The 25,811-nt window shown below is 59.8% G+C and carries 16 protein-coding genes and 4 pseudogenes; 12 read left to right on the forward strand and 8 right to left on the reverse strand.

The window, feature by feature from the left end; all coding sequences use genetic code 11:
• Positions 1-205: pseudogene (locus VMJ11_RS09255) on the reverse strand (lipid II flippase family protein); the annotation flags it as partial.
• Positions 206-1,035: 830 nt separating this feature from the next.
• On the opposite strand from VMJ11_RS09255, the gene VMJ11_RS09260 reads away from it, so the two are divergent.
• The 4 genes and pseudogenes from VMJ11_RS09260 to VMJ11_RS09275 all read left to right on the forward strand — a co-directional run bounded on the left by VMJ11_RS09260 (position 1,036) and on the right by VMJ11_RS09275 (position 3,484).
• Positions 1,036-1,329, forward strand: a complete 294-nt coding sequence (locus VMJ11_RS09260) for a hypothetical protein (protein WP_325619133.1) — start codon at positions 1,036-1,038, stop codon at positions 1,327-1,329.
• Positions 1,248-2,255 carry an acyltransferase family protein gene (locus tag VMJ11_RS09265; protein ID WP_325619118.1) on the forward strand — a complete coding sequence of 336 codons (1,008 nt, stop codon included), beginning with the start codon at positions 1,248-1,250 and terminating at the stop codon, positions 2,253-2,255. Before VMJ11_RS09260 ends, VMJ11_RS09265 begins: the two co-directional genes overlap by 82 nt.
• Positions 2,256-2,382: 127 nt before the next feature.
• A pseudogene (locus VMJ11_RS09270) lies at positions 2,383-2,574 on the forward strand (integrase); the annotation flags it as partial.
• Between the two features lie 583 nt (positions 2,575-3,157).
• Positions 3,158-3,484 carry a hypothetical protein gene (locus VMJ11_RS09275; protein WP_325619119.1) on the forward strand — a complete coding sequence of 109 codons (327 nt, stop codon included), beginning with the start codon at positions 3,158-3,160 and terminating at the stop codon, positions 3,482-3,484.
• A gap of 18 nt (positions 3,485-3,502) precedes the next feature.
• Here VMJ11_RS09275 and VMJ11_RS09280 read toward each other — a convergent pair whose 3' ends face one another.
• Together VMJ11_RS09280 and VMJ11_RS09285 are read right to left on the reverse strand one after the other, a co-directional pair.
• Complete coding sequence (locus VMJ11_RS09280; RefSeq protein WP_325619120.1) at positions 3,503-4,273, reverse strand: DUF3047 domain-containing protein; 771 nt, start codon at positions 4,271-4,273, stop codon at positions 3,503-3,505.
• A gap of 196 nt (positions 4,274-4,469) precedes the next feature.
• Entirely contained in the window at positions 4,470-4,919 is a 450-nt protein-coding gene (locus tag VMJ11_RS09285) for an SET domain-containing protein (RefSeq protein WP_325619121.1), read from the reverse strand.
• Between the two features lie 478 nt (positions 4,920-5,397).
• On the opposite strand from VMJ11_RS09285, the gene VMJ11_RS09290 reads away from it, so the two are divergent.
• The gene (locus VMJ11_RS09290) at positions 5,398-7,608 is read left to right on the forward strand and encodes a putative bifunctional diguanylate cyclase/phosphodiesterase (protein WP_325619122.1); all 2,211 of its coding nucleotides are present in this window, start codon (positions 5,398-5,400) and stop codon (positions 7,606-7,608) included.
• A 592-nt stretch (positions 7,609-8,200) separates the two neighbouring features.
• Entirely contained in the window at positions 8,201-9,385 is a 1,185-nt protein-coding gene (locus VMJ11_RS09295; protein ID WP_325619123.1) for a GGDEF domain-containing protein, read from the forward strand.
• A gap of 879 nt (positions 9,386-10,264) precedes the next feature.
• On the opposite strand, the gene VMJ11_RS09300 is transcribed toward VMJ11_RS09295, so the two are convergent.
• From VMJ11_RS09300 to VMJ11_RS09310, 3 genes and pseudogenes are all read right to left on the reverse strand, one after another.
• A complete protein-coding gene (locus VMJ11_RS09300; RefSeq protein ID WP_325619124.1) occupies positions 10,265-11,299 on the reverse strand; it encodes a methyl-accepting chemotaxis protein in 1,035 nt (344 codons plus the stop codon).
• A 457-nt stretch (positions 11,300-11,756) separates the two neighbouring features.
• Positions 11,757-12,245, reverse strand: a pseudogene (locus VMJ11_RS09305) (methyl-accepting chemotaxis protein); the annotation flags it as partial.
• A gap of 1,226 nt (positions 12,246-13,471) precedes the next feature.
• A complete protein-coding gene (locus VMJ11_RS09310) occupies positions 13,472-14,098 on the reverse strand; it encodes a tyrosine-type recombinase/integrase (RefSeq protein WP_325619125.1) in 627 nt (208 codons plus the stop codon).
• Between the two features lie 624 nt (positions 14,099-14,722).
• Here VMJ11_RS09310 and potE point away from each other — a divergent pair.
• Complete coding sequence (gene potE / locus VMJ11_RS09315) at positions 14,723-16,963, forward strand: putrescine-ornithine antiporter (RefSeq protein WP_325619126.1); 2,241 nt, start codon at positions 14,723-14,725, stop codon at positions 16,961-16,963.
• A gap of 314 nt (positions 16,964-17,277) precedes the next feature.
• Entirely contained in the window at positions 17,278-17,775 is a 498-nt protein-coding gene (locus tag VMJ11_RS09320; RefSeq protein WP_325619132.1) for a response regulator transcription factor, read from the forward strand.
• A 125-nt stretch (positions 17,776-17,900) separates the two neighbouring features.
• Here the strand turns inward: VMJ11_RS09320 and VMJ11_RS09325 are convergent, their stop codons facing one another.
• Positions 17,901-18,914, reverse strand: coding sequence for a hypothetical protein (locus VMJ11_RS09325; protein WP_325619127.1), 1,014 nt, complete (start codon positions 18,912-18,914; stop codon positions 17,901-17,903).
• Between the two features lie 935 nt (positions 18,915-19,849).
• Between VMJ11_RS09325 and arcD the strand changes: the two genes are divergently transcribed.
• From arcD to arcC, 4 genes are all read left to right on the forward strand, one after another.
• The gene (gene arcD, locus VMJ11_RS09330; protein ID WP_325619128.1) at positions 19,850-21,331 is read left to right on the forward strand and encodes an arginine-ornithine antiporter; all 1,482 of its coding nucleotides are present in this window, start codon (positions 19,850-19,852) and stop codon (positions 21,329-21,331) included.
• Between the two features lie 16 nt (positions 21,332-21,347).
• Positions 21,348-22,604, forward strand: coding sequence for an arginine deiminase (gene arcA / locus VMJ11_RS09335; RefSeq protein WP_325619129.1), 1,257 nt, complete (start codon positions 21,348-21,350; stop codon positions 22,602-22,604).
• Between the two features lie 66 nt (positions 22,605-22,670).
• Positions 22,671-23,681: an ornithine carbamoyltransferase gene (locus VMJ11_RS09340; protein ID WP_325619130.1), complete on the forward strand. Its 1,011-nt coding sequence runs from the start codon at positions 22,671-22,673 to the stop codon at positions 23,679-23,681.
• 63 nt (positions 23,682-23,744) lie between these two features.
• Positions 23,745-24,692 carry a carbamate kinase gene (gene arcC, locus VMJ11_RS09345; protein ID WP_325619131.1) on the forward strand — a complete coding sequence of 316 codons (948 nt, stop codon included), beginning with the start codon at positions 23,745-23,747 and terminating at the stop codon, positions 24,690-24,692.
• Between the two features lie 149 nt (positions 24,693-24,841).
• Here arcC and VMJ11_RS09350 read toward each other — a convergent pair.
• Positions 24,842-25,512, reverse strand: a pseudogene (locus tag VMJ11_RS09350) (transposase); the annotation flags it as partial.
• Positions 25,513-25,811: the final 299 nt, after the last annotated feature.

The raw sequence follows: 25,811 nt of genomic DNA on the forward strand, positions 1-25,811 counted from the left end.
ATACTTGCGGGTCGATGACGACCGCCAATACCACGGTCGCGAAGCCATTGATAACTGACGATAGATTCGCGCATGTAACCCGCAAATCGGGCTTCAAGTAACCGGCGTAGAGTGACGCGAAAACACCGACCGTCCAGATCGCCATCGCGATAACGTTCAGTCCAATGACTTTCCAGGAGACGCCGGCGCCCGTTGCCAGTTGGGAGCAGGTGGGTCATGTCTCCGTGAAAAAGTTGACCGTCCAATACCGGGATCTCAGCATTTGATTGCGTGTGCTCGACGAAGGCAGTCCATCTCGCCAATGCACGGTCCGCGAGATCCTTTGGTGTTGCGTCCCTCCACGGTTCGAACCAGTGTTCGAGTTCGTCCGTAGCGCGCACTGGATGCGGGTCGGTGCTTTCATGGATATGTACCACTGGTCGCCCTGCTTCTTGCAGGTGTTTCGCGATGAACCGCATGGTCGTTGACTTGCCCGATCCCATGATGCCCTCGACGATCACTAGCCGGTGAACATTGGAAGGTTTTGCGACGCAAGATTCCGACAGACTTGCCATGGTTCGCTCACGGTCGCGGTTCGTTGGAAGATAGCAAGCATCCGAATGTACGGTCCGGATCGGATCGGCGACGATTCGCGCGCGGTTGTCGAAGGTCGGCTTCATCGCCGACCGCTGCCCGACGCGGTCGGCTCAGATCGACCCGTTGCGGTCCTCCATGTCTTCCGTAAGCAGACGCACACGGCGAGGCTCGCGTCGTTCAAGTGCAGCTTGATACTTGGAATACCTTCGTCGCACAACAAACTTTCTGTTCGCTGCCTCGAATACAGACACTGTGTTGGCCAACGCACATTTCACCGACAAACGCGATTGTAGGCTAATTGTCGCCGAAGTGACTCGTTGACGCCGCGTGTTGCTAGCGGTAACTGTAAGGTTGAATAACGCTGGATATCAGCGCCAGGCTCGAAGCTAGTATTGGTTTCGAGTGGCGTATCTGCGTGTTTTTCGAGCGTGTTCGTTATCTATATCTAGGGCCGAAAAAATGACTGGAACCGCGACGCGCGAGGAAATGGGGTTTGCGGATAAAGAAAAATCACGTCAAATCGATATTTCCGAAAATGCAATATCAGCCCGGAGTGCGCGTATCGAGGAAATAGACGGGATACGAGGCTGGGCTGCTCTCGCCGTTGTAGTCTTCCATGCGTTACCAGAGACGTTTTCGAAAATACATCCTGAGTTGATAAATCCAATCTGGTGGTTTTTTTTGACGGAAAATTGGCTGTTTGTATTTTCTTCATTTTATCAGGGGGTGCGCTTTCGACGCCATTTATGGTGACGCGCAAGAAAAGCGTTCTTGACAAAATGGTGCTAAAGAGGTATTTCAGACTTGCCGTGCCTATATTCATTGCCACCCTTATAATAATAATCGCGATAAAGGCTGGGGTGACCTACAATGTACCCGCGGCGAGGATCGTACACAACGAAGCGTGGCCAGGCACGTTCCTTCCGTCTCAATTTGGTAATTTCGAGGTTTTCAAATTTTCGTTCGTGACTGTTTTCGACTTCGGGAATGGCGGTAATAACTTCAACCCGTTTCTTTGGACGATGCATATCGAGTTGGTTGGATCGATTTTGGTGTTCATGTATCTCTATGTGCAAGACAGGTTAAAATATCCAATGCATGCGTTGATATTGATAATTCTGTTTTTCATGGTCGCCAATCGTTTTTTCGCGATGTTCTTCATAGGCTCACTGTTGAGCCACTTCCGGGCGAGGGGTGGATTCGACAGGACTAGAAATAGAGTGACAACGAGAGTGGGGGCGCCTCTTCTCATTCTGATTGCGTATTTGATCGATGTCTATTTCATCAACTACGCGCCGATAACTACTGGCTCCGGCTTGAAGCAACTTACGCTATCGCTTGTCGAAAATAATAAGCAATTCATCATGGCAGCAATCTTCGTCGTGGGCGCATACTTAAGCATTGATGCATGCCGTTTTTTCAGAAATACGTTATCGAGATTTTTAGGAACGGTTTCCTTCCCGATTTACTTGATGCAGCTCGTCGTGTTCTGCACGCTTTCTTCTTTCATGATTGAACAATTCGGCCGGAATCTCGATGACGTGAGAATTTGCCTGGCAATCGCTGCGCTGGGAGTCGCTGTTACGGTTATATGCGGCTACTTTCTCTCTATCTTCGAGCGCTATTTCATGCGAACGATCGATAGAGTTCTATCAACGGTAGTAACGGACCGAAGCTGAACGATTCCATCTATCCGTTGCATCGACCGGTTGAATCCGCAGCCGGCAAGCGACCGCTCACCGGTCAACTCGCTGTCAAACTTCAGTTTGTTCCGCCATCTCAAGGGCGTCGTCGACCTCTTTGCCGATCACAGAACAGACCCGTCAGAGCATCGAAGCCTGGATAAAAGCTCGGCGGTTGAAGCCAGGCGACTATCTCCTTCCGAGTCGTGTGCATGCGTCTCCGCATATCTCGACGAGGCAGTATTCGCGGATAGTCCACCGGTGGGTCGCGTCCATCGGGCTCGACGACACGGCGTATGGCACGCACACGATACGTCCAAACCTCATTGACCCGAAAGGCCGGTTTGCGCGGCATGGAAACCCGTCACGATTCGATCAGTACTCCAACCCAATAAGCTGCTGTATCGCACTATCGCGCGTCGCAGATCATCTGTCGACCTCAGGTCGCCCGTTGCAGGAGCGGATCGGATTCCTCCAGCATTGCCGTTTGCCGCTTGATCGATAAGGCTTCGGGCGTACAGTGCCCTGGCATTGGATTTCCGGTAGATTTCGAATAACTACAGGCGGCTGACACAGAACAATCCTCGATCGTAGGTATCGGCAGGAGGGGAGCTTCACTTTGGAAGAGGGTGAAAAAGGGCGGCACGGGCGCCATCGACAACCGGACGATGGGTCCCGTCTCCGACACGGTTCCCGGCAAGGTGGTTCAGACGCTGAGTGCGAAGGTGAGGAAGCGGAAAAGGCGATGAGTGGGTAGACTGCTACCTGACGCCGCGTGACGGAGGTGATAGATTACTAACTGACTTACCGTCCCAAATGAGCGGATGTGAGTCGCTCGCGGCTCGAGTTCGCGACCACCGGGTCATGTCGGTACGAAGATCCTCACGAAAGGAGGTGCCATGTGCCGTCGATACATTGCCGCTGCTGCCTTTCTGATCCCCACTCTATCGCTGGCGTTCCAGCCGGTCCCTGTTCCGGAATGTCGGGGCGCGGGTCCCGACGCGTCTGCGCAGGAAACCATCGCTGCCGCCAAATGCCGCGCGCGATGGCTCATCGCCGACGCCTATAACCGGACGGAAGGGGACGCGATGAGCGCAGTTTCCGAGTGCGCCGGAGCCTTCGACGAGGTACTGAACCAACGGTTGACCGAGGGCATATCCCACGACAGGCTGGTCGTCATGTGCGCCGACACGGCCATGCACATGGGCATCATGAGGCTTGACTAGCAGGGAAATTCCAATGACTTACGGCCCAGGCAGAAACTGGATGTCTCCATACCATGCCCTTGTCGTAGTACCGGTATTGTCGGTGTCGGTCAGCAGGCCGTAGCCGGTGATCCGTCCCGGCGGTTCGTGAAAGACTTTCTCATAGTCCTGCACGATATTGCGCCGGAGGGTTTGCCACTGGCCTGCATCGCCGGGCTGACCGGCGACGACAATCATCTGAACACGGCCCGTGTGAGGATTGGCAATGACACTGCCTCGCGCGGCCGAGGTCGACCAGATGTACATCAGTGTCGCGTAGGGCAGGTCCTGGCCACCCAGGCGCTTTGCCACTGCCATGCTCGTCCGATCGAAAAACGACAGCTTGCTTATGTCGCCATCAAATGTAAACACCAGTCGCGCAGGCGCGTCTTCCTTCGATCCAACACGATTGTCGGCGCCCTCGATCGGCTTTTCTGCTTTCCAGCGCCATGCCACGACTGGGGTTTTCGTCAGATCGATATTGCCTTCATGCATCAGAGCCGAAGCGGAACGGTTCGCGTCTGCCTGAAGGACCGTTGTGTTGCCGTCGTGAACAAGCGTGTATTGCGTCATCGGCTTGCCGTGAACGACCGGGAGGTTCTTCCAGCCCGCCGGCAGCGGTCCACCGGGCGCGATCGTGGAAAAGGCAATACCCGGGTTTTCGTCCTGGGCAGCGAGGGCGAGTGGGGGCAGCAGGAGCGCGGTGCAGACAGCGATCCGGATCGACCTTGCTCTTCGTTGCCACGCTCGCGTGATCGAGATGTGGTGCATGACTGGTCCCGGTTGTCTGGCGGCAAGCCTTCGTTGTAGTGGGTGCACGTGATGACAGTCCGGCAAAGCCCTTATCATCTTCGAAGGCCGGTTCAGTGTCGACAGCGGCGTTCGCCGATAGTCTGGTCGCGTGTCACGCCGCAAGGAAAGCGCAGAGCGAACATTCGCGGGTGACTTGGGACGTTCGTCCGGCCGTTCACGACGCAGTCGATGTCTCCCCGATCATCGATTGCCGGCAGGCCGAGCCGCCGCAATGACACGCGTACATTTTTCGGACGTCTGCAGTGACATCGCCATCGACGACGAGGCTGTAGTCGATGAAGAGTTCGTCACCGGGCCTGATGGCGGTGACCGCATGAATAAAAACCCGATCGCCGGCTTCGATTGCTTCGCAGTTCGGCGTGCATGCATGGTTCAGGAAGCGCGCGCTGTTGCCGCCGCGGCTGCCATCGATCACACGGCCGTCGGAGAGACCGAAAACAAAGGTGTGCCCGTTCCCGGACTGCTGACGTGCGGCGGCGCGGCGCCAGCTCGTCACCTCTCCCTTGTATTCGATGAGCCGCTCGCCCGCGGCGATGGGCTGCAGCGCAAATAGTCCCTTGCCATGGACAGAAGAGCGTCGTGCGGTGATGCGGCGCAGTCGCATGGTGCTATTTTCCTTCGGTAACGCATTCCGGTTTATCCTGGTCCTCCTGGGTGGAAGCATACCGATGCAGCCGCCCGAATTCAACGGGCTCGCCGCATCGCACGCAAATACCCGTCATGTGCCAGCCGTTGGGCGGCCCCCCCTTGCGAGGAGCATAAAGTTTTACCCGTTTGCGTCGATATATCAACGGAGGCTCCGCCCGGATGAATTGGGCCAAGGCATGTCCTTTGCCTCTCCTGTTGTTCATCCTGCCTGCCTGGTTTCGTACAATTCAGTGGATCTGAGTCGACCGGGGCCATAAGGTGCCTGGGGCCCAGTTGCTTACGCCCGGCTTTCCCGAGCATTTCGGAAGACCATGATTCGATTGTCAAGCTCGTTTTTTACCAGGCCGGCGCTGTTTATCTACGCGGGGATTGGAATCACGCTCGCGACCACGGGCGTCACGGTCGCCTCCCTTTACGAAATGAGGCTCGACGCAATGACGCAGGCGCGCGTTGCGGCGCAGAACCTCGCGATCTCGCTGCAAAAGGAGATCGAGCGCAATCTGGATATCTACCAGCTCGCCATGCGCGACGTCGCGACAAGTGCCGAGACTCCCGGCATCGTACGGCTTCCCCCGGAGCTCCGGCAGCTCGTCGCATTCGGCTCGGCGCCCAATGCGACGGAACTGGGTGCCCTCTTCGCGACGGACGCGACAGGCAAGCTCGTACTCGACTCGCGTTCGATTCAGCCGCGCGCGCTCAACGTCAGCGACCGCGATTACTTCCAGATTCAGCGGCTGCAGGCGAATGCCGACCTCTACATCAGCGCACCTTTCCTGCCGTACGCCGCCGAACCCAGACTGCCGCAGATCGCGCTAAGCCGGCGGCTTGAGGACAAGAACGGCCATTTCGCGGGCATCGTCGCTGGAACGCTGCGGCTCAGCTATTTCCGGCACCTTTTCGAAGACTCGATACTCGGTCGGCACGACACGATTACGTTGCTGCGCACGGACGGGACGATTCTCATGCGCCAACCGTTTCACGAGGGTGACATCGGCAAGTCTCTCGCGGGCGGTCACTCGTTCGAGCCGCTCGTGCGAGCCGATCACGGCACCTACATCGATATCGCTGTGCTCGATCACATCGAGCGCCTGTATTCTTTCCGGCGGATCGGAAGCTATCCGCTCGTCGTCGTCGTGGGCTTTGCGACGGACGATATCTTCGCAGGATGGCGCAAGCGAGCGATTACAGTCGGTATCGTTACCGTCATCCTCGATGCGCTTCTCATCCTGTTGTCACTGATGTTCAGCAGGCAATTGCGCAAGAGGCTGGCCATGGAGGTCCGCTTGCGGCGACTTGCGTGGTTCGATTCGCTAACGGGCCTGCCCAACCGGGTGCAGCTTCAAAGAGAAGCGCTCCGGATGCTGACGAACGCCAACCGGAACGGGTCGACGCTCGCGGTACTGTTCATCGATCTGGACCGTTTCAAGCGCGTGAACGACACCCAGGGTCATGCTGTCGGCGATGAGGTTCTGAGTGAAATCGCACGACGGCTTCAGAGCCAGATCCAGACTGGAGACGTAATTGGCCGTCTTGGCGGAGACGAGTTTCTCGCCGTTCTGCAGGAGTGCGATGTACTGAAAGCCAAACATGTTGCCGGGCGCATTCTGCAGGCCGTGTACCAACCCATCCTCATCAACTCGAAGCAGGACACGCGCATCACGATCAGCGCCAGCATCGGCATCGCACTCTCGCCGCACGACGGGGAAGAAACGGGCATCCTGCTGCGCAACGCCGATCTCGCAATGTACCAGGCCAAGAGTGCAGGGCGCAATCAGGTGCGGTTCTATGCTCCCGAGTACGAGCGTCAGGCGAAGGAGCAGCTCGAGCTGGAAATCGCGCTGCAGCGGGCATTGCGAGGGAACGCCCTGAGTGTCGCCTACCAGCCCAAGGTCGATGCCGCAGGCGTGCTATGTGGTGTGGAGGCGCTCGTGCGGTGGGACAACGACGGGCAGGGCAGCGTTGCGCCGGATCGCTTCATCGCCATCGCTGAGGAAAGCGGCCTGATCGCGGAGATGGATGCCTGGGTGCTGGGTGAGGCCTGCAGGCAACTTGCAGCGTGGCGAGCCAGGGGCCTTGATGTACCGAACATGTCGGTGAACATTTGCGCCGCCGACTTCAAGCGCCCGGACTACCCCGGCTTCGTCATCGATACGCTTCGGTCTCATGGCCTCGTTGCCGCAGATCTGACGCTCGAAATGACCGAGCGGGTCCTGTTCGATGAATCGGTCACCGACATTCGCAAGTCGCTCGATGCCATCCATGCCTCAGGCATCGCCTTGTCGATCGACGATTTCGGCACGGGCTACTCGTCCCTGAGCTACCTCCACCGGTTCGCCGTCAAGGAACTGAAAATCGACAAAAGCTTCGTGCAGGGCATCGGCAGGGACGCAATGGCAGAATCGCTGACGCAAACGCTGATTCACATCGGCAGGATCCTGAATCTCACCGTGACCGCCGAAGGCGTGGAAACGCATGCCCAACGCGAATTTTTGCGCACGCACGGGTGCCATCGGTATCAAGGCTTTCTGTTCTCGCGGCCGCTCGCATCTCGCGACTTCGAGCGCTGGGTGCGAGCGCATCGGCCATGCTCCCCGTTTGGTGATCCTGACGCTCAAGCCATTACTCTCGGCGCCACCCCCGCGTAGAAAATGACGTCAAGCGATCGCTTCCGTTTGACGCGGATTCGAGGCACCGTCATGCCGCCCGCCAGGATTCGCCTGCTCTACCACGGAGAAGCGGTATCGGGGTGGCTGCAGTCGCCGCCGATCGACGACGTAGATGAGATCGTTCTTGGTGTGGGGTGCGCGTCAACCGGAGGCCGGTCGACGTGCGGCGCATAACATGCGGTGAGTTGTCGCATGTTATGCGCGTGTTGATCGGAATGCGCGTGAAAGCTCGTCCTTTAGGAGGGCTTTAGATTGGAAGTCAAAGCAAGCTCTACTTCGCCATGCCGCAAACACCCTCCCGCATCACGTCGGGGAATTCGGCTGTCTATACGTAGCGACTAGCACCATGGCGATCATCATGTTTTGAGCGGACCGCACCTTACCCGACGAATGGGGCCGCCCCCCGGTTTCCTTCGATATCCGCATGTATTCACCCATCCCCAGCTGGGATACGATACGCACTCGACGCGTGCCAGCGTTATGCAACTCCTGTTGTTTGCGTTCTGCTTTCAATTATTGACTGGCGGCCTCCTCATTCCAGGCCGCTCTTTTTCGTTGCCAGCCCAATTTCATGCTCAGCGCCGTCGATTTGTTCGGGATCTTGATCGTATCTTGCCTGATGAGCGTCGCCATTCTGGGTTCGCTGCTTCGGACAACCGTGGCGGGAGTTGGCCGCTGGTGCTTCGCTTACGCGCTATTGGCCGCGGCATCGTCATGGGTGTTGCTCGTCGGCAATCAGCCTGGTCCTGGCGCAATCATGAGCATCCTGCTCATAACGCTGGGCGCCGTGATGCTGCTTGTTCAGGGCATGCGCCAGTTTTTCGGCCTCAGCCCTGTACGTCGCGACGAATCCGTTGTGGCCGTGGTCGTCGTGGTGACGCTGGCGTATTTTACGTACGTATCGCCTGATCCCCATGCAAGGGTCACGCTCGCATCCATCGTGTTTGCGTATGGACGCATCACCGTGGGCACGTTGGCTCTGCGTCACGCGCCGCGGGACGGCACGCGCTACGCACATCGATTCCTGGCTGCATCAGCTTACCTCGGCGCGTTGGTGCACATCGCGCGGGTAGTCGCGTCAGCGACCGGCGTCATGCCGCCGACCACATTCCTGCAACTGTCGCTCTGGAACGTTCTGCTGCTCGGACTGGCGGTCGTCACGTTACCGTGCATGTCGATCGGCATGGTGATGCTCGCGCACGATCAGCTCGCCCTGAGGATGGAAAAGCTCGCGACCATCGACGAGCTGACGGGCGTACTCATGCGGCGCGCGTTCATGTCCAGGGCGAACCTGCTGCTTTCCGAGGCGCAGGAAAAGACCAGGCCGTTGTCCATCGCGATTCTCGACGTCGACAATTTCAAGGCCGTCAACGACGGCTTTGGCCATGCAGTCGGTGATCGCGTTCTTGCGCGCGTCGCATCGGTGGTGTCCCGCGAGTTGCGATCGTGCGATCTTTTGGGACGGCTGGGCGGCGAGGAGTTCGCGATCTTGTTTGCAGATACCCGCAAAGCCGACGCCGCGCGATTGGCCAACGCGCTTCGGCTTGCTGTCGAACGATCGCCTGACGATGGCGTGCGCTGCACGTTCAGCGCCGGGGTCAGCGCAATCGTGCCTGGCGATACGCTGGAGAGTGCAATAGTGCGGGCAGACGCGGCGCTTTACATGGCGAAAGCGGCAGGCCGCAATCGCGTCGTGGTGGCGCCAGAGACTGATGAACTCGATGCGCTGGCCTTGGTGAGGGCGCCAGAACGGTAACAGATGGCATCATCCGGATTCTCCCGGACATGGAGCCGGCGAAACCGGATATCTGGGATGGCGGCCCGCGCCGCCGTACCGAAGCGCCAGCATAGAGCGTCGCCGGGCTCCGATGCTGCTCGCTCTGGATGGGTTGATTAAAGCTGCCTGCCGGCTGCCTCGCCCAGGCGCCTTTTCAGGGCCGGCGAAAGGATACGAAGATCAAACGCGAAGGGGATGTTCATGCGCGCGCCTGCTCGACGAGCGGCGCAAACGCGCACCGCGCAGCTTGCACACGATTCATCGCGCCAGGGGGATGGCGGAATTGATCGCGAAAGAGATTTACTGAAGGGGCTTGTCGCCCGGATTTTTTCCAGGGAGAATTTGCCCTGACGGCAGTTGCCGGGCGTGGCCACTCTCGTGACCTGACAGTACCCCGGCACGTCCTATGTCCGGCGGAAGCCAGCATCGACGCTGGTTTCATGCGAATGCATCGCAGCGGACAGATCAGACATGTATCGGGCAATGGCGTCCGGATCGGCGGTCATTCCGGAAGCAGCCCATGCTCAGACGCATCTTTCTCGAACTTACCCGTGTCTTCGTGCCGGCTGGGCGAAAGCCTGGTTTGCAGGCCGTGATGCAGCGCCTCGATGCGCCGTCCGGCGACTTGAATGACGTGAACATTGATGGCGAAAGCGGTTGGTCCCGATTGCGGGACTCCGCAGGGATACGTATGGCCCGTTCGCGCCGTCGAGTCTGGAGACCGCGAGAAGCGCGACGAATGGCGCGTCTGCATTGAGCACACCGGTTTGCCATCACGCGAAAATGAAGCACGATTGCGAGCTCACAGCGCAGCGGAATGACTGGCCGGCGCAAACAATGCCGAGGAGTAGCCCGGTCTTACGCAGCCTTCTGGCAAATCACGCCATACCAGCCCAACCCGCCATACGTCTCGTAGCCTGGCGTCGCGGCGAACGAGACAATCGTTCCGTCTACTGCCCGATAAAAGCCTGCCTGCCTGCCGTCGGTCTGCAGGCGGAAGCGCTCGGTCAGGAGTCCTTGCCCGTCCGAGGCGGCGATCACGCGAAACGCCGAATCGACAATCATGCAGCGCGTGCGTGTCCATTCCTCGTCGCTCAGGCGTACGCCCTTCACGACAGCGCCGGCTTGCGGTGCCCAGTCGAAGAAAATAACGAGGGCGCCCAGCACGCGGCCGTTCGCGCGACCGCCCTCGCGGATCGCGGTCGAGTAGGTCGCCACTTGCGCATGATGCATCAGGGCGAGGGCCTCGACGTCGCATGCGACGTAGTCCGCGCCCGACCTGGTTTTCATCGCGGCCTTGAACCAGGCCGCTCCCGCCACGTTCTGCCCGCGCACGGAATACAGGCCAGGCCGGCCGTTCGTGACGATGAAGCCGCGTTCGTCGACTACCCATAGGTCACGGTAAACCGTATAGCTGTCGAGGATCACCGAAAGCCGTTCGCCGGCATGCTTCGCCGAAGAGGCGTCGTTGCTGGCGAGACAATCCACGACGGCCGAGTCGGTTGCCCACCAGCGCACGTCGCACGAGCGTTCATAGAGGTTGCGGTCGATGACATCAATCATGTTGAGCGCAAGATCGGCACAACGCTGGCCGTCGTGGGAGCGCAGGCGTTCGATCATGCTGTCGCCGAGCTGGGTAAGCGTGGACAGCGAGCCGGCGAGGTCCTTGTTCAGATCTGTGGTGATTGCCGAAATGCGTCTGGAGACATGTTTGACCTGATTCGCGACGACCGCGAAGCCTTTGCCCGCGTTGCCTGCGCGCGCCGCTTCGATGAGTGCATTCAGGGCGAGAAACGTGGTCTCGCGATTGATGTCGTTGATGTCGCTGATCTTGCTCGTTGCGAGGCGCTTGACTTCATGCGTGAGGTCGACGATAGCTTGCGGATTCGACATGGGCTGGTTCCATAAGGGCGTTGCCTGGTCTGACGGTTACGCAAGCTTTGGGCCTGTTTGCATCGGCGCATTGGATGCCGAAGGCAAACGTTGTCATCACGCCAATGGGGCAGCCGGCTTGTGGAATGGCACGGATTTGGGCGTGCATACGCACTGGCTGAGGGCATGGCAGGTCGACTGCCAGGAGCTGCGTTTGCGGGCACGGAGACGATTCCGCGGTGGTACCTGCCAGGGCGGTTGGACTGGGTTTGCATGGGTACGCCGCGCCCTGCCGACCGAGGATTGACCTTCGAGAAACGAGCCCGGACCGGCCTGTTCGCGATGTTTGTCATCAGCTTCGTGATCGACCGGGTGCACCCCGGAGAAAGGCGCAAAGTGCGGCGAACGGCGTGGCCACGCGCCCCCGTTGCGGAGGGCAGATGACCGGCAGGGAGGTCAGGGCGCAAGCGAACCGTACTCATTCCAGCCTGAAAGCATCCACCTGCTGAACAAGGTGCCCGGCCTGCTCCTGTAGAGAGCTGGCGGCGGCAGCTGCCTGCTCAACCAGCGCGGCATTCCGCTGGGTTACCTGGTCCATCTGAAAGATGGCCTGGTTAATCTGCTGGATACCGACACTCTGGGCATGGCCCGCTGTCGTGATTTCGGCAATGATGGCATTTACGCGCTGTACGCTTGCGACGATTTTGTCCATCGTATTACCGGCCTGCCGCACCAGGCTATCCCCCGCCTCTATTTGCTTGACCGATTCGCTGATGACTTCCCTGATTTCCCGGGCGGCAGTTGCAGAACGCTGCGCGAGACTGCGCACTTCGCTGGCGACCACGGCGAAGCCCTTGCCCTGCTCCCCGGCGCGAGCCGCTTCGACGGCCGCATTGAGCGCGACGATGTTGGTCTGGAAGGCGATCCCTTCGATGACGGTGATGATTTCAACGATCTTCGCCGAGGAGGACCCGAAAACGAAAAAGGCGCCACCCGGTCCGCGTTTTAAGCGGAACCGGGTGGCGCCTTTGCCTGACAGGAATCGGAACGTTGGTTTGCACGCGGGTCGCCGTTGACTCCGCGGATACTCGCTGCCTGAGTACATTCTGGCCGGACACAACTTGCGTCTGGCCAGAATCTAGCAGCAAGCGAGCACTAACCAGCCGGTTAACGGTGTACCTACGTACTTCTTCAGGCGCGTTTGTGACGCGAACGTGCGATGTGCTCCGCAACATATCAAAGCACCAATCTATCAGAGCCGCCGCCGGGCACAGTGCTGTAGGCAGCGTGATCCTGCCAGGTGCTGTCCCGCACCAGAACTGTGCTGCGCCCCGGCAGTGTGTATCGATATCCGCGCCTGTGATGGGCCGAACGAACTGGCATGGCAATTGCATCGCCTTGCGTCAGGGCGATTCAATGGCGATTCGCTCTGTAGCACTGAATACTGAGTCGCCCGGCAACGGGCTCCCTGGGCAACGGCGTCCTGCGTTACGGGTTGAAAGACCTGACGCGCAGGACGCCGTTCTCGTTCTGGTAGACACCCCATGTCGAACTTGTCCGATTGCCCATGCGTGAAGCACGGAAAACCTGAGACGATAAAATCACGATGTTCGAATTGAGCTGCTTTTGCGTTCTAGCGTTAGCTACGCTTGCGATCGCTGGTCGGATCGTAGTGCTCGTTCACGAGGGAAATGACGAAGGCACGGTTTTCCTCGAAATGCAGCTGGCATTGCACGTCGCTTTGACCTTGGTTCTGGCGATGACTTTCGACGTTGGGATTGAACCTGCATTCGGGTGGCTCCGCCACAGGCTGCCGCATAACGGTACGCTGCCAAATCGGACGATAGCAGAGATGCTTACGGGTTTGGGATGCGTTGTGTTCGTCATTGTCGTTCCATTGGGCATCGTTGCGTCCGAACGGTTGCGACGCGATTTATCGACAGCTCGCAGGGTCACCAACGACTTGATTGATCGGCTCCGCGTCGGGCGGAATTAGTCGACTCTGATGTCACATTCGATCTGGAATGTCAAAAGTCGCATGGTGAACCTCACGGTGTGGGCAGGACGTGAATCGCGTTGGCAGGTGCAGTCGGTTGCGTAGAGGGGGGCGTCGCTCCGGCGCAAAACCGAATGGGTCATACCGTTAAGGGTTATTCGATGCCTGCCATCGTCCGCTCGCTGGCCATGTCGCCGTCAGACCTCGGTCTGCTCCGCCATCTCGAGGGCGTCTTCGACTTCAATGCCGAGGTAGCGCACTGTACTTTCCAGCTTGGTATGTCCGAGCAGCAGTTGCACCGCTCGACGGTTCTTCGTCCGCCGGTAGCTCAACGAAGCCTTGGTGCGTCGCATGGTGTGGGTGCCGTACGCAGTATCGTCGAGTCCGATCGATGCGATCCACCGATGAACCACCCGGGCATATTGTCGTGTCGACAAATGCGGCGACGCACGCAATCGGCTTGGGAATAGATAGTCGGTAGACTTCAATCCCCGCGCCCGAATCCACGCCTCAAGGCTCTGACGAGTCTGCTCGGTGATCTCGCACTGAACCGGCCGTTGCGTCTTCTGCTGCATCACCATTGCCCGCGATCCGACGTGTGCGCCTTGGCAGACGTCTTGCACCTGCAGTCGCGTCAGATCGCATGCCTGAAGTTTGCTATCAATTGCGAGATTGAACATAGCCAGCTCGCGAATGTTCGAAGACATCTGGAGCCGGGTGCGAATCGCCCAGATTTCCGGAAGCTTCAACGGCGGCTTCTGGCCGGTGAGTTTGCCCTTGTTCCACGGCACACGGTTGCCTGCGCGACCATTCTGCGTTTCCATGATGATCTCCTTCCAGTTGAAGGAAGATCAAGTGTGCCGTCTCGCCGTGGAAGCAGTGGTCGCTACCCAACCCTGAGCCGTCGTTCGGACTCGCGCCACCGCAACGAACGCTTTCAAGGTGCAACTGCCGCTCGTCCCGTTCAGTCGACTGGCGTCATCGGCCTTTCAAACATTTGCGTGTCGGGCGCTGGTGCCGAAGGCCGCGGGCGCGCGTAACGCAGCGCAGTCCCCGGCCCATACCTTTAGCCACTGCCAGACGTGTGTGCCAGAAGGCTCTCGGACCGCCTCTAACCAGTGCTTTGGGAGCGAGGCCGCATTGGGCGGCCCGCGTGTTAGAGCGAAGCCGTTCTTTCCCCTGCGCGCTTGCATATTTAAGTCTTCCATACCGTCAAAAATGAAAGGATGGCACTGACGCAGATCAATCACGTTGCGTCATGCGATGCTTGAATGAACTAGTAATAGCGGGAAGGAGTGTGGTTGATGATCACGCGCTCCAAAGCTCTGACCATTCCGATCCCGGTCCACAAGCTGCTGAAGGTGGTCGCGATCGTCGACCGGCACGTGTACACACACGTGGTCCAGGAATAGGCCGTATCAGGTGCTGGGCATCCAGGAGGGTGAACCATGGCTGACCAATCCAGGAAGATGAACGTCGTCCAGCTGACGTTCATCGTCACAGTGAACATGATGGGTTCCGGCATCATCATGCTGCCAACCAACATGGCGAAAGTGGGCGCGATCTCGCTGCTTTCTTGGCTGGTGACGGCAATCGGATCGCTGGCGATTGCCTATGGCTTCGCCGAGGCCGGGCTACTTAACCAGCGTGCGGGCGGGATGGCGGCGTACGCCGAAGATGTCTACGGAAAGGACGGGTACTTTCAGGTGTTCTTTTTGTACTTCCTGTCGATCGCCATCGCGAACGTTGCCGTCGCGAGCTCGGCGCTCGGCTATCTCGCCGCATTCTTTCCCTTTCTCACGTCGTCTCCCGTTGCCACGTGCCTCGGCGTGATCGGCCTGTTATGGGTGACCACCGCCGCGAACTTCGGCGGACCGAAGATTACCGGGCGAATAGGATCGGTGACCGTCTGGGGCGTCATCCTGCCGGTCGGTTTCATGTCGTTCTTCGGCTGGTTCTGGTTCCACGGATCGACGTTTGCGGCCGCGTGGAACCCGCAGGGACTTCGTCTCGTTGAGGGCATGGGCTCGAGCATCTCGCTCACGCTATGGGCGTTTCTCGGCATGGAGTCCGCGGTGCAGAACTCATCGGCCGTCGAGAATCCGAAGCGCGACGTCCCGCTCGCCTGCATGTTCGGCACGCTGGGCGCCGCAGTGATCTATGTACTCTCGACTGCCGTGATCCAGGGGATCGTGCCCAATGCCGACCTTGCCAGGTCCACCGGGCCGTTCGGGCTCGCCTTTGCGCACATGTTCAGTCCGGCGATCGGCCAGATCGTGATGGCGCTCGCGGCGATGGCGTGCGTCGGGTCCCTGCTCGGTTGGCAGTTCACGCTGGCCCAGACCGCCAAGGATGCCGCGGACAGCAACATGTTCCCGTCAATTTTCAGCAAGGCCACGGGCGCGGGTCCGCCGATTACTGGCATGGTCATCATGGGCATCGTGCAATCGCTGATGGCGTTGTCGACGATTTCGCCGAACCTGAGCGACCAGTTCGCGGCGCTCGTCAACCTCGCCGTCGTCACCAACGTGCTGCCGTATATCATTTCGCTGTCGGCGCTGTTTGTCATGATGCGCAATGCGGGCACAGTGGCCGGCACGTACAAAATTAACGCTACCGTGGCGGTGATTGCGATCGCTTACTCGGTGTACGCGATCTATGCGTCGGGCAAGGACGCGGTGCTAGGCGGAATGCTCGTCATGGCGGTGGGCTATGCGATCTACGGCTTAGTGGCGGCGCGCACCTCGCGGACGACGGCTGGTCGCGCGGCCCCCACTGCGGCAACTGCCATGATCATCGCCATGGTCGTGTTTGCCGGGCTGGTTCCGCGGCCCGCCCGGGCCGACAATCCGGCTCCGGTCGGGACCCTGCAGCGGATCAAGCAGTCGGGCACCGTCAACCTGGGCTATCTCGAAAACTCAAGGCCGTTCGCGTTTGCCGACAACGCCGGCCACGTGACGGGCTACACAGTCGGGCTGTGCGAGAAGATCGCCGCGCAGATCAGGAGCGACCTGGGGCTTTCCGCGCTGAAGGTCAACTGGGTGGCCATCAAGTTTGACGACCGCACGCGCGCCGTGCAGCAACACCAGATCGACCTGCTGTGCGGCGACGTCGATACCCTGGCCGGAAGGCAGGGGAAGGCGTTCTCGATTCCGGTCTATGAGGGCGGCATCGGTGCGGTACTGCGCACGGATGCGCCGGCGGGTCTCAAGGAGATGCTCTCCGGCCACGGTCCTTCCCACCCGCTCTGGCGCGCGTCGCCGGCGCAACTCCTGTCGCGGGAGACCTTTTCCGTATTGAAGGGCGGGTCCTCGGAACGTTGGCTTGCCGGCCAACTCACGCAACTCGAGATCCCGGCAACTGTCGTTCCCGTTTCCAGTGTGCAGGCTGGGGTGCAGCGAGTCGTCAATCGCCAGTCAAGTGTCTTCTTCGCGGAGCGCACGTTGTTGTTGGCGGCGATGAGTGGAAATCCTGCGTCGGGTGATCTCATCGTGCTCGATCGTCATTTCACGTATCTCCCCGTGGCAATCGCGATGGCTCGCGAAGACGACACTCTGCGCCTCCTCGTCGACCGGACGCTGAGCCGGCTCTACGTCTCCACGGAGTTCTACGCGTTGTATGCAAAGTATTTCGGCGAGCCCGATGCCGATACGCGGAACTTCTTCCGCTCGAGCGCGCTTCCTGAATGAACATTTCCCATTCGGCGACGCGGCCCTTCGACGGGCCGTGCCATTCCAGACCGGCAATGTCAGATCCAGCCGACTCCCGGAGACGTTGAACGCAATCGAGGTCACCCCGATCATGAACGCCCACTTCTATCGTGTTCGTCGTGGGCGACGAACATGTTCGCAACGCGCTTTGCCGCCTGCTGCGATCGAGCGACTATACGGTGCAGGCATACGAGAGTGCCAGCGCATTCCTGGAGCGTGCGGATCTGACGAGTGCGCCAGCCTGCTTCTCGATTTACAACTACCTGACCTGACCTGACCTGACCTGACCTGACCTGAGCGGCATCGAATTGCAGCAGCGGCTCAATGGCATCGTGCCGATCGTCTTCATCTCCGCGCACGGAGACATGAATACAGCGGTCGAAGTGATGAAGGCAGGGGCGTCATATTTCCTGACCAAGCCGGTCGATGCAGGCGTGCTGTTTAGCGCGACGGCGCGCGCACTGGAACAAGCTGGGCACCTGTTCGCACAGCGCGAATGGCGCGCAGAGATCGAGCAGCGCGTCGGGACACTGACGCCGCGCGAACGGGAGGTCATGGCGCTTGTGGTGAAAGGACGGCCGAACAAACGACGGCCGAACAAACTCGCTGCCGACGAGTTGGGCGCGGCGGAGAAAACCATCAAGATTCACAGGGCGCGTGTGATGGAGAAAATGAAGGTGAGGTCGCTTGCCGATCTCGTTCGCCTCTGCACAACTACCGGATTCGACGCACTGGACCTGCCGCCTCTACCATCAGCGCACACGCAGGCGTCAGGCCCGCGCAACGGCTGATGCGCGCCCACACTTTCACCAAATCGAGGAAATCGAAGCTGTCGAACAGCGCGGCCCCGTAATCGCCGACGCTGTAGCGAGACCAATTCAGTGTCTGCGCCTACCCGGTTGGCGGAGTTTTGTAGTTACAGTGCGCGCATCGCAGCGTCGATATGCAATCCGCCTGGCAGCAGTTCCGCAAGAGGATAACGGACAAGTGCGAAGGCGCGCGTCCTGGGTGGATCGCCAGGAATGCGGGCAACGTGAAATTCGATTGCGCGGCTCGCATCAGTATCGTCGTGCCTGACCACGTTCATGAGATCCAGGCGGACGCTGCGCCTTTCGACGTATAAGTGATCGCCGGGATGGGAGTACACGTCGCAGACCCGATCGAACTCGAGTTCGATCGCCTCGGTGGGAACGCGAAGGGCAGCCAGGGTGCGGGCGTTGTCCTCAATCTGAACTTTTAACCGGACCAACTGATCAGCATCGGCGTCCGGCACTTCTCCGAGAACGGAGCGGATGCCGACGCCCTGGCGTTCCAGCAAGGCCACACGTGCCTCGAGAAGCTCACGTCCTTTCGCGATGAGGTCGCGGCGTTCTCCAGCCAGTCGGGCTAGCCCTTCGAGTGCCAGTTGGTCAACCAGCCGGCGTGCAATTTCGTCGCGGAGGTCAGCCTCCGTCGGACCACAGATGATAATGCGATGGTCGCTGAAGCAGAGCTTTGTCTGGGGGACGTCATGGCGCACCATCTCGCCCTCGAGCGCCACGCCGAGTACGTGGCGTTCGTACATCGCCATACCGAGTGTTGCGTACGCATGTGTAAGGGCGGCGTTTTGCGTGAAGTAGCTGCGCAGTTCCTCCGAGCGGCTGAAAATCTTTGCCAGATCATCAGGCGTGGCAAAAAACGCGCGAATCAATGGATCGGTTGACCAGGCAGCCGAATTCGCCTCATGCGATGGAGGCAACGCGCCGATCAGGTCGTCGATGTAGCCGAGCGATACGGCAAGAGCGTTACGGAGGCGTTCCGTGTGGCGCTGCACCAGTTGCAGGCGAGGGTTGATCGCGATGGTGCGATCGATCATTTCGTCGAGGCGCGCACGTTCGGTTTGCGTGCATTGCGCCTGCTTTGGGCGCGACAGCCAGGCAAGGAGACCCATATATCACCCGTCATAAGGAAATTCTGTTACGTTCCGTCGCAGGCGAGTTTGGCCTCTCGGGCAACTCGGGACGTGGGTGCGGGACCGCGGCGCTGACTTCTCCTGAACCGGGAGCAGGGGCGGGCGAAATCGCGGCCCGCGGCGTCGGCGCCACTAAAGCGCTGACAAGCAATCCCGTCGACGTAAGGAAGACTACGGCTAGTAACGGGAATTCCATTGAGTTGGCCCCACCGATGTTAGTGGCCCGGTACGGGCGCGCGGGCCTGCGTCTGCGCGGCACTGCTCGCCATCTACGCTCACTTGCGACCTGGCAAGTGCCAGCAGTTGGTCTGTATGGGTAACCTAACTCTGCCCCCTGGCTGGCGATTGACGTATGTCAAAATTCCCGTTCGACTAGATTCGCGGTGTTTGGCAAATGGTGTGATCTCTTTGCAAATCGCCGGCGCATTGACAAGACTAGATGCGACGCACGTGGTGCAAACCCGCCATCGTATTGAGCATCGCCGTGCGCTTGACCCCGGAAAGCACCATGATGCATAACCCATATCCGTAGTGATCCGCCCAAGATCGACTGCCAGTACTTGCCATCAAAAATCAATCAGCGTGATCGCCTGACAAACGGAAGTCCCTTTGCGTCAATTCTGTACTTTTTTCACGGCCAGACAGGAGCCACCCTGTGCGGCAGTGTCCGGGAAATTGCACCCGACGCTCGCTCTCAGTGACGGGTTGATGGCAGCCGAGATTGTTGATGTAAATCAAACGTGACGCTTCGGGCGGCCCTATTCTGCCTTCACATCGGTTGCCAGCGCGTCATCCGAAAGTATTCCTAAAAATGCGGGATGCAATGCTCGTAGCGATTTGGGGCGCCATGGTCCCCCGGTGACACGTCATCACGCGTGGCCGGCGCAATTCTCACGGCATGAAGGAGACAATCCATGTCGGATTCTGCATCCCCCCCCGCATCCGCTGCGGGTGCCAAGCCTGCGGCTACCGCCGCTCCCGCGCCAAAACTCCGGCTGGGCGCGCTCACCGCGCTGGTCGTGGGTTCGATGATCGGCGGCGGCATCTTCTCGTTGCCACAAAACATGGCGGTCAGTGCCGATGCCTGCGCGATCCTGATTGGCTGGGCGATCACGGCAGTCGGCATGCTGATGCTCGCGTTTGTGTTTCAGACGCTTGCGAACCGGAAGCCCGAGCTCGACGGCGGCGTGTATATCTACGCCAAGGAAGGCTTCGGCGACTATATGGGCTTCTCGTCCGCCTGGGGATACTGGATCAGTGCGTGGCTCGGCAATGTCGGCTACTACGTGCTGCTGTTCAGCACCTTCGGCTACTTCTTCCCGGTTTTTGGCGAAGGAAACACACCGATCGCGATCGTCTGCGCTTCAGTGCTGCTGTGGGGCGTGCACTTTCTCGTATTGCAGGGCATCAAGGAGGCGGCTTTCGTCAACCTCATCACGACGATTGCCAAAGTGGTGCCAATCGTCCTGTTCATCGTCATCTGCGCCTTCGCGTTCAATTCCCACACCTTCACGAGTGACTTCTTCGGCTTGGGCAATCCCAAGCTCGGCAGCGTTCCCAATCAGGTCCGTAACATGATGCTCGTGACCGTCTGGGTGTTCATCGGCATCGAAGGGGCAAGCATCTTCTCCGCGCGTGCCGAGAAGCGCACTGACGTCGGGAGGGCAACCGTTATCGGCTTCGCCGGCGTGCTGCTCGTCCTCGTGCTTGTGAACCTGTTGTCGCTCGGCATCATGACCCAGCCCAAGCTGGCCGCGCTGCAAAATCCGTCGATGGCCGGCGTACTCGAGCGCGTCGTAGGTCACTGGGGAGCGATTCTGATCAGCGTCGGCCTCGTGATTTCGCTGGCGGGCGCGTTGCTTTCGTGGGTGCTGCTGTGCGCCGAGATCATCTTTTCAGCCGCGCGCGACAGCACCATGCCGAAGTTCGTGCGCAAGGAGAACGCGAAGAGAGTGCCGGCCAATGCCCTTTGGCTGACCAACGGACTGACTCAGGTCTTTCTGCTGATCACGCTGTTCTCGAAAGGGACCTACCTGTCGCTGATTTATCTCGCGACATCGATGATCCTGTTGCCCTATTTCTGGTCGGCGGCCTATGCGCTCCTTGTCGCGTGGCGCGGCGAGACCTACGAGCGCGAACCGAAGGAACGCAAAAAGGATTTCACGATCGCTGCTATCGCGGTGGTTTATGCCGTATGGCTGCTCTATGCGGGTGGGCTGAAGTATGTGCTGCTGTCGGCGCTGCTCTATGCACCGGGGGTCGTACTGTTCGCCAAGGCTAAGCGCGAAGCCGGGCAGCCAGTATTTACCCACATCGAAAGAGTCATATTCATCGTTGTCGTGATCGGCGCATTGTTCGCTGCATTTGGCCTTTACAAGGGTTTTCTCACCCTCTGATATCGGGAGAAACACGATGAGCACGGAGACAGTTGAATACGGCGTACATTCCGAAGTGGGCAAACTGCGCAAGGTGTTGGTCTGCTCCCCCGGTCTCGCGCATCAGCGTCTGACACCCAGCAACAGCGACGAACTGTTGTTCGATGACGTGATCTGGGTCAGCCAGGCGAAGCGCGATCATTTCGACTTCGTTACGAAGATGCGCGAGCGCGGTGTCGAAGTCGTCGAGATGCACAATCTGCTGGCCGAGACGGTGCAGAACCCGGAAGCGCTGAAGTGGATACTCGATCGGAAAATCCGCACGAACACCGTTGGCGTGGGTCTCGCCAGCGAAGTTCGCGCATGGATGGAAGGCCTCGAGCCGCGCAAGCTGGCCGAGTTCCTGATTGGCGGGGTGGTCGCGGAGGACATCCCCGACTCCGACCAGAGCGGCGTGCTCAAGCTGTTTCGCCAGTACCTCGGCTACTCGAGCTTCGTGCTGCCGCCGCTGCCGAATACGCTCTTTACGCGCGATACGACCTGCTGGATCTATAACGGTGTGAGCCTGAACCCGATGTACTGGCCGGCCCGCCGCCAGGAAACGCTGCTGACCACGGCGATTTACAGGTTTCACCCCCAGTTCGCCACGCAGAAGTTCGAGATCTGGTATGGCGACCCCGATGCGGACCACGGCGCGGCAACACTCGAAGGCGGTGACGTGATGCCGGTCGGTAACGGCGTGCTCCTGGTCGGCATGGGCGAGCGTTCGTCCCGGCAGGCGATCGGCGAACTCGCCCAGAGCCTGTTCGCGAAGGGCGCGGTCGAACGCATCATCGTTGCGGGGTTACCGAAATCGCGCGCGGCGATGCACCTCGACACGGTGTTCAGCTTCTGCGATCGCGATCTCGTCACCATATTCCCGGAGGTCGTCAAGGAAATTGTCGCCTTCTCCGTGCGGCCGGATGAATCGAAACCGGGCAACGTCAACATTCGCCGAGAGGAGAAACCCTTCGTGGACGTCGTTGGTGAAGCGCTCGGGCTGCCCAGGCTGCGTGTCGTCGAGACGGGCGGCAACAGTTTCGCCGCCGAGCGCGAGCAATGGGACGACGGCAACAACGTCGTCTGCGTCGAGCCTGGCGTTGTCATCAGCTATGACCGCAACACTTTTACCAACACGTTGCTGCGCAAGGCCGGCGTCGAGGTCATCACGATCACTGCGAGTGAGCTCGGCCGCGGACGCGGCGGCGGTCATTGCATGACTTGCCCGCTGATCCGTGATCCAGTCGACTACTGAACCACGAGCCGGGGAGGTCATTCCTCCTGGTCCGCCGCTGACCGGCACTTTCGATGGAGAACCACCATGGCATTCAATCTGCGTAACCGAAGTCTCCTCAGCCTGATGCATCACACCACACGGGAGCTGCGCTATCTGCTCGACCTGTCGCGCGACCTGAAGCGCGCCAAATATACGGGCACCGAGCAGCAGCACCTGAAGGGCGTCAACATTGCGCTGATCTTCGAAAAGACTTCGACCCGTACGCGCTGTGCGTTTGAGGTCGCAGCCTATGATCAGGGTGCCAACGTCACCTACATCGACCCGAACTCTTCGCAAATTGGACACAAGGAGAGCATGAAGGACACGGCGCGCGTGCTCGGCCGCATGTACGACGCGATCGAGTACCGCGGCTTCAGGCAGGAAATCGTCGATGAGCTCGCGCAGTTCGCGGGGGTCCCGGTATTCAACGGCTTGACGGACGAATACCACCCGACCCAGATGCTCGCCGACGTCTTGACGATGCGTGAGCACAGCGACAAGCCGCTGACTTCCATTAGCTACGCGTACCTCGGCGACGCCCGCAACAATATGGGCAACTCGCTGCTGTTGATCGGGGCGAAGCTTGGCATGGATGTGCGGATCGGCGCGCCCAAGGCACTGTGGCCGCACGCGGAGCACGTCGAGATATGCCAGCGCTTTGCCGAGGAAAGCGGAGCGCGCATCCTGCTGACCGAAGATGCGAACGCCGCGGTCAAAGGCGTGGATTTCGTGCACACCGACGTCTGGGTGTCGATGGGCGAGCCAGTGGAGGCCTGGGCCGAGCGCATCGACCTGCTGCTGCCATACCAGGTCAACATGGATCTGATGAAGGCGACGCAGAATCCCCAGGCGAAGTTCATGCACTGCCTGCCCGCATTCCATAACAGCGAGACAGCGGTCGGAAAGCAGATCGCCGAAAAGTATCCAGCGCTCGCCAACGGCATCGAAGTGACCGAGGAAGTGTTCGAGTCGCCGTTAAACATCGCGTTCGAGCAGGCGGAGAACCGTATGCACACAATCAAGGCGATCCTCGTCTCGACGCTCGCCGACCTATGAGCGCCGGGTCCGCGGACGCAGCCGCGTCCGTACAGCGGGAGTGAATCCGAAGGAGATTCAATCATGCGTATGGTCATTGCATTGGGCGGCAATGCGCTGCTGCGCCGGGGCGAACCTATGACAGCGGAGAACCAGCGCGAGAATGTGCGGCTCGCTGCCTCACAGATCGCGCAGGTCGCGCCCGGGAACGAGCTTGTGATCGCTCACGGCAACGGTCCGCAAGTCGGCCTGTTGGCACTTCAGGGGGCTGCGTACAAGGAGGTCGAAGTCTATCCGCTGGACGTACTCGGCGCACAAACGGAAGGCATGATCGGCTACTTGATCGAGCAGGAGCTTGGCAACCTCTTGCCGTATGAAGTCCCCTTTGCGACCATCCTGACCCAGGTCGAAGTCGATGCACAGGATCCCGCGTTCGCGCATCCAACCAAGCCAATCGGTCCGGTCTATTCGAAAGAGGAAGCCGAACGGCTGGCGAAGGAGCGAGGGTGGGCCATTGCGCCGGACGGCGACAAGTTCCGTCGCGTCGTCGCGAGTCCGCGGCCGAAACACATCTTCGAAATCCGTCCCGTCAAATGGCTGCTCGAGCACGGCACAATCGTGATTTGCGCGGGAGGCGGCGGCATTCCGACCTGCTATGACGAAAGTCACAAGCGCCTCCGGGGCGTCGAAGCAGTGATCGACAAGGACCTGTGTTCCACACTGCTCGCCCAGGAACTCGACGCCGACATGCTGATCGTCGCCACCGACGTAGATGCCGCGTATGTCGACTGGGGCAAGCCAGGCCAGAAAGCCATCGCGAAGGCACACCCGGACGATCTTGAGAAGCTCGGGTTCGCCTCTGGCTCGATGGGCCCGAAAGTTCAGGCCGCGATCGAATTTGCCCGGAACACGGGCAAGGACGCTGTGATCGGATCGCTGTCGGACATCGTGGCCATCACCGAAAATAGGGCAGGCACCCGCGTCAGCGTTGGCGCGGCTGGCATTCAGTACCGCATGAGTTCAAGCGGCTAGCGCGGCCGAGAGCGGCTCCACACGCAAGGCCGCGCGAGTCAAATATTTCTGGAGGTGTGCGCGTCGGCCGCCGGACCCTCGAAGAGGTAATGAGGGCGTCATTGCGGGATCAGCTGCCAGAACTTCAGGCCTTTGGGCTGCTCGATTCACAAACCCAGTACCTCCTTGCGACCGTCGGCACGGATGCTCAGCGCTAGTCGACCGCCTTGTTCATGATCGTGCCTTCGTCGCAGATTGTCAGCCGGAGTGCGTCAAAGTACGCGCTCGGATACACGGCCTCGAGCGGGCATTGCTGCCATTGCTCGACGTCGACCAGCACCTCGCCGGTGACCGTGGAAATCGGATCGGGTGACACCTGCAGCCCGTACGGCTCCAGCAGACGACACCGGATCTCGCGCACGCGCATGCCGCGCGCGTATATGCTGACGACGTGGTCGTCGAAGCCCGGCCGTCGGCGTTGATATTTGCCGACCCGTTGCGGCTCGAACGTCGCCTGCCGATCGCGTGGAAAAGCCTGCTTCAGTCCGTCGTTGGGCGTCAGGACCATCCTGGAGCTAGTGCCCTTGCGGTGGTTGCCGCCCTCGGCGTCCAGGTGGTGACTCAACTCAGCCGCGAGCATGCGCTCGGCCAGCTGTTTCTTGAGCAGGCCGGCCAAACACGATTCGCCCAGGATCGACTCGGCATCCTTGCTCCGCTTTCGGGCCAGCAGTTGATCGATCAGCTCATTGCGGAACAGCTTCGCTGCCTTTGAGTTCTTGCTCTTCGCTTGACCTCCTTGTGTTCTGCTCCCTGGCTTTTGAACTACCTCAGCGGGTCGAATCTACCAACATTGAGCCGCGCAGGCATCAGACCCCGACGGCCGCAAGAATCCGCCGCCATTCTGCACCTTCTCCTGAATAAATGGCTGCTATCAAGCGTCATTGGGTCGTCCGAATATCTCACTAGCGGCTCAGCCGACTGTCCGTAACTGGCCGGCGGACTAAACCGCTCGCGCGGTAGGGGCTACGGTCCGACGCTGGAGGTCAGGGAGAGGCCGGTCACGCGGTTTTATGTTGGCGAATGAGGCAATCCGCCTCGTTCTTCAACAGGAGCCGAATCATGACCTCCTCACCAGCAAAC

The organism is Paraburkholderia sp., from assembly GCF_035501035.1.
In the GTDB taxonomy this organism is placed as follows: Bacteria; Pseudomonadota; Gammaproteobacteria; order Burkholderiales; family Burkholderiaceae; genus Paraburkholderia.

What these genes read in the sequence shown, in the direction of transcription:
- VMJ11_RS09260 (WP_325619133.1), top strand. Translation starts at nt 1,036, where the DNA reads ATGACTGGAACCGCGACGCGCGAGGAAATGGGGTTTGCGGATAAAGAA.
- VMJ11_RS09325 (WP_325619127.1), bottom strand. Translation starts at nt 18,914, where the DNA reads ATGGGTCTCCTTGCCTGGCTGTCGCGCCCAAAGCAGGCGCAATGCACG.
- VMJ11_RS09285 (WP_325619121.1), bottom strand. Translation starts at nt 4,919, where the DNA reads ATGCGACTGCGCCGCATCACCGCACGACGCTCTTCTGTCCATGGCAAG.
- VMJ11_RS09340 (WP_325619130.1), top strand. Translation starts at nt 22,671, where the DNA reads ATGGCATTCAATCTGCGTAACCGAAGTCTCCTCAGCCTGATGCATCAC.
- VMJ11_RS09310 (WP_325619125.1), bottom strand. Translation starts at nt 14,098, where the DNA reads ATGGAAACGCAGAATGGTCGCGCAGGCAACCGTGTGCCGTGGAACAAG.
- VMJ11_RS09295 (WP_325619123.1), top strand. Translation starts at nt 8,201, where the DNA reads ATGCTCAGCGCCGTCGATTTGTTCGGGATCTTGATCGTATCTTGCCTG.
- arcA (WP_325619129.1), top strand. Translation starts at nt 21,348, where the DNA reads ATGAGCACGGAGACAGTTGAATACGGCGTACATTCCGAAGTGGGCAAA.
- arcC (WP_325619131.1), top strand. Translation starts at nt 23,745, where the DNA reads ATGCGTATGGTCATTGCATTGGGCGGCAATGCGCTGCTGCGCCGGGGC.
- VMJ11_RS09280 (WP_325619120.1), bottom strand. Translation starts at nt 4,273, where the DNA reads ATGCACCACATCTCGATCACGCGAGCGTGGCAACGAAGAGCAAGGTCG.
- VMJ11_RS09290 (WP_325619122.1), top strand. Translation starts at nt 5,398, where the DNA reads ATGACGCAGGCGCGCGTTGCGGCGCAGAACCTCGCGATCTCGCTGCAA.
- potE (WP_325619126.1), top strand. Translation starts at nt 14,723, where the DNA reads ATGGCTGACCAATCCAGGAAGATGAACGTCGTCCAGCTGACGTTCATC.
- VMJ11_RS09300 (WP_325619124.1), bottom strand. Translation starts at nt 11,299, where the DNA reads ATGTCGAATCCGCAAGCTATCGTCGACCTCACGCATGAAGTCAAGCGC.
- VMJ11_RS09275 (WP_325619119.1), top strand. Translation starts at nt 3,158, where the DNA reads ATGTGCCGTCGATACATTGCCGCTGCTGCCTTTCTGATCCCCACTCTA.
- arcD (WP_325619128.1), top strand. Translation starts at nt 19,850, where the DNA reads ATGTCGGATTCTGCATCCCCCCCCGCATCCGCTGCGGGTGCCAAGCCT.